At 39.0% G+C, this 9,242-nt stretch carries 7 protein-coding genes and 1 tRNA gene; 2 read left to right on the forward strand and 6 right to left on the reverse strand.

The window, feature by feature from the left end; genetic code table 11:
- Positions 1-11: 11 nt before the first annotated feature.
- Genes FT993_RS01635 through FT993_RS01650 form a run of 4 tightly spaced genes read right to left on the reverse strand, consistent with a single transcriptional unit; the run spans position 12 to position 5,634 of the window.
- Complete coding sequence (locus FT993_RS01635; RefSeq protein WP_147860797.1) at positions 12-3,203, reverse strand: efflux RND transporter permease subunit; 3,192 nt, start codon at positions 3,201-3,203, stop codon at positions 12-14.
- Positions 3,204-3,208: 5 nt separating this feature from the next.
- The gene (locus FT993_RS01640) at positions 3,209-3,706 is read right to left on the reverse strand and encodes an efflux RND transporter periplasmic adaptor subunit (RefSeq protein WP_147860798.1); all 498 of its coding nucleotides are present in this window, start codon (positions 3,704-3,706) and stop codon (positions 3,209-3,211) included.
- 6 nt (positions 3,707-3,712) lie between these two features.
- On the reverse strand, positions 3,713-4,300 hold the full coding sequence (locus tag FT993_RS01645; protein WP_187240731.1) for an efflux RND transporter periplasmic adaptor subunit: 588 nt from the start codon (positions 4,298-4,300) through the stop codon (positions 3,713-3,715).
- Positions 4,301-4,332: 32 nt separating this feature from the next.
- Positions 4,333-5,634, reverse strand: a complete 1,302-nt coding sequence (locus FT993_RS01650; RefSeq protein ID WP_147860800.1) for a TolC family protein — start codon at positions 5,632-5,634, stop codon at positions 4,333-4,335.
- Between the two features lie 201 nt (positions 5,635-5,835).
- On the opposite strand from FT993_RS01650, the gene FT993_RS01655 reads away from it, so the two are divergent.
- The gene (locus FT993_RS01655) at positions 5,836-6,252 is read left to right on the forward strand and encodes a PepSY-like domain-containing protein (RefSeq protein ID WP_147860801.1); all 417 of its coding nucleotides are present in this window, start codon (positions 5,836-5,838) and stop codon (positions 6,250-6,252) included.
- Between the two features lie 77 nt (positions 6,253-6,329).
- On the opposite strand, the gene FT993_RS01660 is transcribed toward FT993_RS01655, so the two are convergent.
- Both FT993_RS01660 and FT993_RS01665 read right to left on the reverse strand, forming a co-directional pair.
- Positions 6,330-6,962 carry a Crp/Fnr family transcriptional regulator gene (locus tag FT993_RS01660; RefSeq protein WP_147860802.1) on the reverse strand — a complete coding sequence of 211 codons (633 nt, stop codon included), beginning with the start codon at positions 6,960-6,962 and terminating at the stop codon, positions 6,330-6,332.
- Positions 6,963-7,002: 40 nt separating this feature from the next.
- Positions 7,003-8,232 carry a multidrug effflux MFS transporter gene (locus FT993_RS01665; RefSeq protein ID WP_147860803.1) on the reverse strand — a complete coding sequence of 410 codons (1,230 nt, stop codon included), beginning with the start codon at positions 8,230-8,232 and terminating at the stop codon, positions 7,003-7,005.
- Positions 8,233-8,446: 214 nt separating this feature from the next.
- Here FT993_RS01665 and FT993_RS01670 point away from each other — a divergent pair.
- Positions 8,447-8,524 (forward strand) — tRNA-Pro (locus FT993_RS01670).
- Positions 8,525-9,242 lie beyond the last annotated feature (718 nt).

Raw genomic sequence — 9,242 nt, forward strand, 5'->3', positions numbered from 1 at the left:
TATCTTTTACTTTACGGATGATTTTTACGTTCAACTAAGTAATACACCAACGGCACTACCAGTAGCGTTAAAAAAGTAGAGGCTATGGTACCACCCATTAGTGAAATAGCCAGTCCTTGAAAAATTGGATCAAACAAAATTACAAAGGCACCGATGACCACTGTCCCAGCTGTAAGCAGAATAGGGGTAGTACGTACTGAACCCGCTTCTATCACCGCTTCTTTTAAAGGCATTCCTTGGGCAAGTTGCAGGTTAATAAAATCAATGAGTAGTACTGAGTTACGCACCATAATACCTGCCAATGCAATCATACCAATAAATGAGGTAGCCGTAAAAAAGGCGCCCATCATCCAATGTCCTAGAATAATGCCTATTAAAGACAATGGGATGGCTACCATCATTACGATGGGGGCTTTAAAGTTTTGAAACCAACCTACAATAAGCATATATATTATGATGATTACCCCTAAAAAGGCGATACCTAAATCTCTAAAAACTTCTAAAGTAACCTGCCATTCTCCATCCCATTTAACGGTATAGTTGGCTTCATTTTCTGGAGAACCTAAGTACAACTCATCTATTTGATAGCCCACTGGCAAATCCAATTCTTTTAGTTTTTGGGTCATTCCTAAAATAGCATAAACCGGACTTTCGAGAACTCCCGCCATATCGGCGGTAACAAAAACCACTCGTTTTTGGTCTTTGCGGTAAATACTTTGTGGTGCTTGGCGTTTTTCAATACTTACTAACGAATGCAAGGGAATCATTTGTCCGTTGGCATTTTTTATACTTAAATCTGTGATGGCGTCAATATGGTTCTTTTGGGCATTTGTTAAACTCAATACAAGGTTCACCGCCTCTGCAGCTTCGGGTTGGTAAACTCTACCAATTGACCGCTCAGCCAAAGCTAATTGCGCAGTCTGTACAATTTTTTGTGTACTTATACCTTGAAGCATCGCTTTGTCTTGGTTAACTTTTAGATTGTACTCTTCATAAGGGTCTTCGCTCATCCAGTCTACATCTACTACATCTGAAGTATGGCGTAAAAGCTGTTTTATATCTTTAGCTAATTGTAGTTGTTGATCATAGTCGGGACCATAAATTTCGGCTACTATAGTCGATAACACTGGCGGACCCGGAGGTACTTCTACCACTTTTATATTTGCACCAAATTTATCGCCTATTGCCTGAATGTGAGGTCTTAGCAATTTTGCAATAGCATGGCTCTGCTCAGACCTATCTTTTTTATCGCGTAAATTTACTTGAATATCTGCGGTATGGCTACCGGCACGTAAATCATAGTGACGCACTAAACCATTAAAGGTTATAGGAGCTGCGGTACCTACATAGTTTTGATAACTTACAACTTCGGGACGGGTTTTTAAAAACTGCCCAATTTCCCGGGTCACCACTGCAGTACGCTCTAAACTTGTGCCTTCGGGCATATCTATAATGAGTTGAAATTCATTCTTATTATCAAAAGGTAGCATTTTTACCGCAACACTTTCGGTTAAAAATAAACCCATACTTAAAAATAAAATACCAAAGGTGCCCAATAAAAATCCCCAGCGCCAAGCTTTGTGCTCTAATAATGGGCGCTCAAATTTATTGTACAGATTATAAATAAAACCTCTTCCTTCTTTTTGAACTTGAGGCTTATCCTTTTTTTTCTCTTTTTCACGCAAGAAAATAAAACCTAAATAAGGGGTGATGGTTAAAGCTACAAATAAAGATAGAATCATTGCAATAGAGGCACCAATGGGCATCGGACTCATATAGGGGCCCATCATACCGCTCACAAAGGCCATAGGCAACACCGAAGCAATTACGGTAAACGTTGCCAATATGGTAGGGTTTCCTACCTCGTTAATAGCATATAATGCAGCTTCTTTAAACGCCAATTTTTTCATTTTAAAATGCCGGTGCATATTTTCGGCAATAATAATGGAGTCATCTACCACGATACCAGTAACAAAGACCAAAGCAAATAAGGTAATACGGTTTAAGGTGTAATCGAGCATGTAATAGCTAAGCAAGGTTAGGGCAAAGGTTATGGGTACAGATAAAAATACCACTAAACCACCGCGCCAGCCCATAGCCATCATAACCACCAAAGTTACCGCTATAATAGCGCCAATAAGGTGCAACAATAATTCACTTACCTTTTGCGAAGCGGTCTCACCATAATTTCGCGTTACCTCTACGTGTACATCAGGAGTTAGGGTGGAGGCCCTTAGGCGCTCTACTTTTTCTAAAATTTTATCGGCAAGTTGCATAGCGTCAGCACCTTTTCTTTTGGCTACAGATAAGGTTACTGCTGGATATTCACTTTGAAAGTCTTGTTGCGCTTCGTGACCAGCACCAAAACCAAGCGAGACATAAGTGGTTGATCGCTCTGGGGTTTCTTCTACTTGTGCAATTTGTTTAAGGTAAACAGGTTTGCCGGCTTGTGTGCCTACAATTAATTGTTCAACTTCTTGTTGGCTTTTTAAAAAGCTACCCGCTTTAACCTGGTATTCAGTGTCGTTTTGATTGAATTTGCCTATGTATTGTTTGTGGTTGTTGGCCCCGATTAATTGCACTACCTGTTGCAAATCGAGTTGACGCTCTCGTAGCTTGTTTTTGTCTATGCTGATGCGCATTTCTTTGCTACGGCCTCCAATGATTGAAGTCTGACTTACATCGGGTATTTTTTCAATGGCGTTTCGAGTTTCTTGTGCGATTTGTTTAAGCATATAATCATCTAGATGCTCGCTCCATAGGGTTAAACCTAGAACGGGTACATCGTCTATGGCTCTGGTTTTTACCAAAGGCATACTTACCCCGCTGGGCATCAAATCCATATGTTTTTGAATCTCATTGTAAAGTTTAACATAGGATCGTTCGGTATCTTCGCCCACATAAAATTGGGCAATAAGCATCCCACCATCTTTCTGTGCTACGGCTTGCACATGTTTTACTCCCGTAATATTGGTGAGAATCTTTTCTAGTGGTTCAATTACACGCGATTCTACCTCTTGAGGACTGGCTCCCGGATATCCGATAAAAATATCGGCCATCGGCACTTCAATTTGCGGTTCTTCTTCGCGCGGAATTAAAAACGAACTCCATACGCCTACCACCATAAAAACAATCATTAATAATATGGTGAGTTTTGACTGTATAAACGATTTGGCAATTTTGCCAGCAATACCTTCTTTCATCCGATTTATTTTTTAACAATAGGGGTTCCGTTCTGCAACCTGCCTTGTGAATTAATAATAATTTGTTCTTCAGGAGATAAACCGCTCAAAACTTCTACTTGGTCACCAAAATCTTGACCCAAGCGCAACCAACGTAATACGGCTGTATTTTGAAGGCTAGGAGTAAATACTCCGGTTAATTGCCCTTGTTTTACCAAGGCTTCTTTAGGAATAAGAAGTGGTGCAGCTTGCGATTCATCGTCTGTTTTTGATTCAATGGGGAGTTTTACCTGTGCATACATTCCAGCTTTTACGCTCTCTGGCGGATTAATTAAACGAACTTTTAACGTATACTGTCCGCCTGTAAAGCGTGCCGAATTACTTAACTCAAAGATTTCAGCTTTAAGTCGCTGGTCAATACTATTTAAATAAACCGCTACACTATCTTGCGGATTGATACGATTAATATCGGATTCGGAGATACGGGTTTCAACCAATAAACTTTGGTCACCTTCTAATTGCATTAATACCTACCCCGGTTTGGCTAAATCGCCTACTTGAACATTTTTGCTAGTAATAGTACCGGTGAAAGGTGCTTTTATTTGTGTATATGCAAATTGCGACTCAATTTCATTTTGCATTTCTTGCGCGGCCTTTAAGCGAGCTTGCGCCATGCTATATTGGGTTTGCATATCATCTAGTTCTTTTTGGGTGGCACTATTTTGTTTAAAGAGTTGGGTATAGCGTTCGTAATCTTTTTGAGCATTTAGAAAAGCCGCTCTAGCCTCTGTCTGCTTGGCTTTTACCTGTGCCAATTGAGCCGAAAGCTCTGTATTGCTAATGTGAATCAAGCTCTGACCCTTTTTTACCTTTTCGCCTAGTTTGGCATACACAGCTTTTACATAACCCATATGCCGAGTACTAATTTGCGCTGCATTATCGGCTGCGACCGTACCGCTTACCATAATATAAGGTTGATTTTCTTGTGCTTTTTTAAGCGTGAAAAGGTTTACCGCAACCGGATTGGCTTGTTGAGTTTTTGCAGCCGACTGTTCTTTATTGCATGAGGTTAACAATAAGGCTATGATTAGGCCAACAGAGAATAATATATTTTTCATTTGTAAAGATTTATAGAATCGTGTTTTCATCATTAATTGGTTAAAAAGTTGACATAATATAAGGCTTGGTTGTAGCCATAAATGCTTTGGTAATACTGTAAGTGTTTTTGTGCATAAACCGCTTCTGCTTGCAAAAGTTCGGTGGTTTTTTCGAGTCCGGCTTTAAAGCGGTTAGCTCTTATGCGAAGCGCTTCTTTTGCTTGCTCTACTGCCAATTCGGCTTGTGCTACTTCACGCTCTGCATCTTGTAACTGGCGTTTTGCTTGCTCAAGCTCTGCTAAACTTTCTAGTTCATAATTTTTGGTTTCAAGAACGGCTTTTTCCCATTCATTTTTAGCACGTTTGTTTTTAGCAAATCGCTGGCCGCCCTCAAAAAGTGTCCAGCTGATTTGAGCACCTATCCAATAGCCTTCGGCTTGTGTTCCAAATAGTGCATCATCGTGCCATTCGTAGCTCCCAAAGGCTGCAAGTTGAGGTAAAAATTGCATGCGCGCTGCCCGTAATAAATTCTTTTGAGCCTCGGTAGCCTGTTTCTTCGCCATTATATCATTACGCTGTTGCAAATTATAATTTGTATTTAAAGCAACCATTTGTAGTTGCAGGCTATCTACTGGTTGGTAGGCAGTGGACAAATTATTGCCCATCAATAAATTCAGTTGATCAGAGGCATTTTGAATAGCACTTTTAGCATAGTTCAACTTGGTTTGAATATCACTCACCCGCATTTGTACCAAAAGTACATCGGCATCTTGTAAGTAACCGGCGGCTCGATTGTCTTGAGCCATTTTATAGTGTGCTTGTGCGGCGATTACAATTTTTTGCAATACCGCATAGTTTTTGTGTGCTAACTGCAATTGCATATAAGCCATTTTGGCCTGATATATCATAAAAGTTTGCGTATGCTGTTCTTGGTACTGAGCTGCTTGCCAGGCTTTTTTGGCTGCTTTTCGCTCATAAATACCGTCTAAATGAAGTAAAGGCATTTGTATGCTGGCCTTGGTTTGAAAATTCTCTATGGCTTCTGGATTATTCAAGCGCATTGGGTCAAAATCAATTGGTGTTAAGATTTCTTGATTGAGTTTAGACCCAAAGGCCATCAAGGGGTTGGTAGTGGAGGTGGCCTGATGAGAAATTCCTAGTTCGGGTAAGAATACTGCCGCACTTTGTTGATAGTCGGCTTGCGCCATGCGCGTATTGTACCCCGCAATTTTAATTTTAGCATTTTTTTGCTGCACCTGTGCTAATACTTCCTGTTGAGTAAGCAGGTTGTATTCCTGTGCTTGACTTAAAAATCCGCTTAAAGCGAAAATATACAGTAAAAACTTGACCTTCATTGTTTCTAATTTTAAACAAAGGTATTTGTATACTGATCTACTTTTCGTAACCTAAGTTACCTAAACCTTAATTAAATTATAAATGGAGGCCTGTAACGTTAAAGCGAATTAAATTCACATAATTTTAATATAAGGCAGGAATTATTTTAATAGCTTTGGATAGACATAAAAACAAAGTTGAATTTTAAATTTTAAAATATTATGAAAAAGATAATTTTAGGTGGAGCAATGGCACTTTTTGGTTTTAGCTTTATGCAAGCCCAAAGCGTAAACGATTTACCACAACCAGCAAAAGATGTTATTCAAAAGCATTATAAGGCTTGGAAGGTAGATAAAGTAAATATAGATAAAGATGACCGTCAAGAAGCTTTTCAAGTGAAGTTTGCGAACGGTGCTAAAATGGATTTTAATATTGAAGGTTACCTAACCGAAATCAAAGGTGATACCGAAATTCCGGCCGCTTTAATTCCTGAAAAAGTAAAGTATTTTGTGCAAAACAAATATCCTGAACAAAAGATTATTGAATGGGAATATGAAGACGGTAAACACGAAATAGGTTTAGACAACGGTACCGAATTGGAGTTTGACGGAAACGGAAAATTTTTAAAAGTTGACTAATAATAATTGATTAAATTGAAAAACCCAAACTTTACGTTTGGGTTTTTTTATGTTTAGTTATGACCAAGATACTGCGTTTAGGTTTTTAGTAGTTCTAGGCTATTGCGATTAATTTTGAGGTAACCTTGATATTCTAGCTTTTTTAATAAGCGAGAAATAACTACACGCGACGAGTTTAAATCTGATGCTATTTCTTGGTGGGTCATTTCTAGATGAACCGAACGGTTGATTTTCTTTTTGCTTTCTAAATAGCGTAGAAGGCGCTCGTCTAACTTGGTAAAAGCAATATTGTCTATAGCTGAGAGTACTTCCATCAAGCGGTTGTGGTAGCTTTCAAAAACATAATTGCGCCAAGATTTATACTTTGAAGACCATTCTTCCATTTTAAAAACGGGAACCATGAGTAAAGTAGAGTTTAATTCAGCTACAGCTTTAATTTCACTTTGTTTGTGCCCCACACAACAACTAAGGGTCATGGCGCAGGTTTCGCCGCGCTCTAAAAAATAGAGCAATAACTCATATCCGTCTTCATCTACACGCGAAATTTTAATCGCACCATCTAGTAATAAAGGCATAGAGCGTATATAGTCGCCTACTTGTATCAGCTCTTCACCGGCTTTTACCTCTTTAATCACACCAACGTCTTCAATTTCGGCGATTAATTCAGGTTGAAAAAGCGATTGGTAAGCTCCGTCTAAGGTGTTGGGCATAATCAGGTCTGTTTAGCATTAGTGTTTTACTAAGGTACACTTATTTTGCACTTTTTAAAAAACTTACGGCGGCTTTTTCTTTCCACTCAAAACCAATCAGTAAAACATAGCTCAGTAAAAAACAAAGAAAAATACAAATAGCCATAGGCAATAAATACTGCCCAGAGAATGAGCTGATGACAAAGGAGGCGACCGCTCCTAAAATCATTTTAAAACTTCCTACCAACGCCGAAGCTCGTCCGGCTTTTCGTGTAAACGGATAAAGCGATAGAGCAGTGGTATTGGGATTTTGAAAGCCCAATAAAAATAATATTACAAACAAGCAGCCTAATATACTGATGTAATGATCTACATACAACGAGAAAACAACCAGTAAAATACTAAATACCAGCAGAATAAAACCAACAAATTTAGTGGTTTGGTAGGTGCTAAATCGTTTGAGTACCACCCGGTTCAACTGACTTCCCGCAATAAGTCCTGCGGCGTTTAAACCGAATAACCAACCGAATTGCAATTCGGTGAAATGAAATTTATCGGTAAATAAAACCGGTGCGTTGGCGATATAAGCAAATAGCGCTCCTATGCATAAACTACCGGCAAGCGAGTAGGTGAGGAAAATTTTGTTCTTAAAAATACCTACATACTTTTTGGTTACTTCAATCGGATTCAGGTTTACGCTATAATCGGCAGGAAAATTATCGGGTAGAAACCTAAACACACTTACAAACATCAAGCTGGCGACAATAACCAAAGCCAAAAAGATGTAGGGCCAATGCAGGTGGTGAATGATAAAGCCGCCTAGAGTAGGAGCCACAATGGGCGCACCTCCCATAATGAGCATTAAAAATGAAATGGCCCGGGCTACTTCTTCGGGTTTAAAAACGTCGCGCACCACAGCTTTTGAAGCGACCATACCTGCCGAAGCACCTATGGCTTGTAAAAAACGTGCAGCCATGAGCCACCAAATATTGGGAGAGAAAAAGCAAATTAAAGCGGCAAAGATATACAACACTAAGCCGAATAACAGTGGGGTTTTACGACCAAACTTATCCATCACTGGGCCGTACATTAATTGCCCCAGAGCAATTCCGATAAAATAAGTGGTAAGTGAGTAACCTACTTGTGATTTGGGTATGCTAAAATCTTGTGCTATTTGTTCAAAAGCTGGCAAATACATATCAATAGAAAGCGGACCTAGAGCAATTAAGGTTCCTAGCACCCAGAGAATAATCTGTTGCTTTTTCTTATGTGTTAAAGTCGTGGAAGGCATTTTGCAAAGGTGCAAGTAAATTGGATAATAGCGAACGGTTATAGGCTAGTTTAACAAAAGATTAATCGGAGTCTAAATGCGGCTAAAAGCTTAGCGTCTTGGTAATGAAAAGTTTAGTATACTATCCAATACGAGGCTTATTATCTGGTGCAGATTAAGCCTTTTAATATTTGGTAAATTGTCAAAAACTTAAGTATATTTGCGCTGCAACATTCGGGATGTAGCTTAGTCCGGTTAAAGTGCGCGTCTGGGGGGCGCGAGATCGGAGGTTCGAATCCTCTCATCCCGACCAAATGAATCCAATCACGAGAGTGATTGGATTTTTTGTTTTTAGCCCTAAAGCCCAGCTTTAAAGGGCCTAAAAATAAAAAATCCAATTTCAGGCGCTAGCCTGTTGGATTCATTTGAGCACCGATTCCTTTTTGAGGATCAACGCAGTTAATCCTAGTAAATATAGCCCTAAAGCCCAGCTTTAAAGGGCGTAAAAACAAAAAATCCAATTTCAGGCGCTAGCCTGTTGGATTTATTTGAGCCCGATCCATTTTTTTTGAGGAAAATCTCTCGTCTGCATTGCTTTACATTCCCAACCTAGCTTATCCTTTTTCTTTATTAAAATGTATCAAAAATGTATCTTTAAAGAAACGGTAAAATAGTTGGCTTTTAATTCAAAGGCATGCCTCCAGATTGTTATAGCACCTATGAATTGGATTAATGTATAAGACTCATGAAACAATTTATTTCATTGCGCTCCTTGTAGCTTATAAACTAAATCTGCCTCTACTGGTTAAAACTGACTCTAACACATTCACTCCTCAATAACTTAGTTACACTTTATCCAATAAAGAAATTGTTTTAAAAGTGTATATTTGGGTTGATATAACGAGTTACCTAAAATAGCTCGGAATCTTAAGCGGAACGGAGAAATGATAAATTCGACTGTTTGAAAATTTAACTGACTTAAAAAGAGAACAATGGAATTGAAAAGCACAACGCGGAATGAAATAGCCCTG

It is taken from the genome of Mesonia sp. HuA40, assembly GCF_008017835.1.
Taxonomy (GTDB): Bacteria; Bacteroidota; Bacteroidia; order Flavobacteriales; family Flavobacteriaceae; genus Mesonia.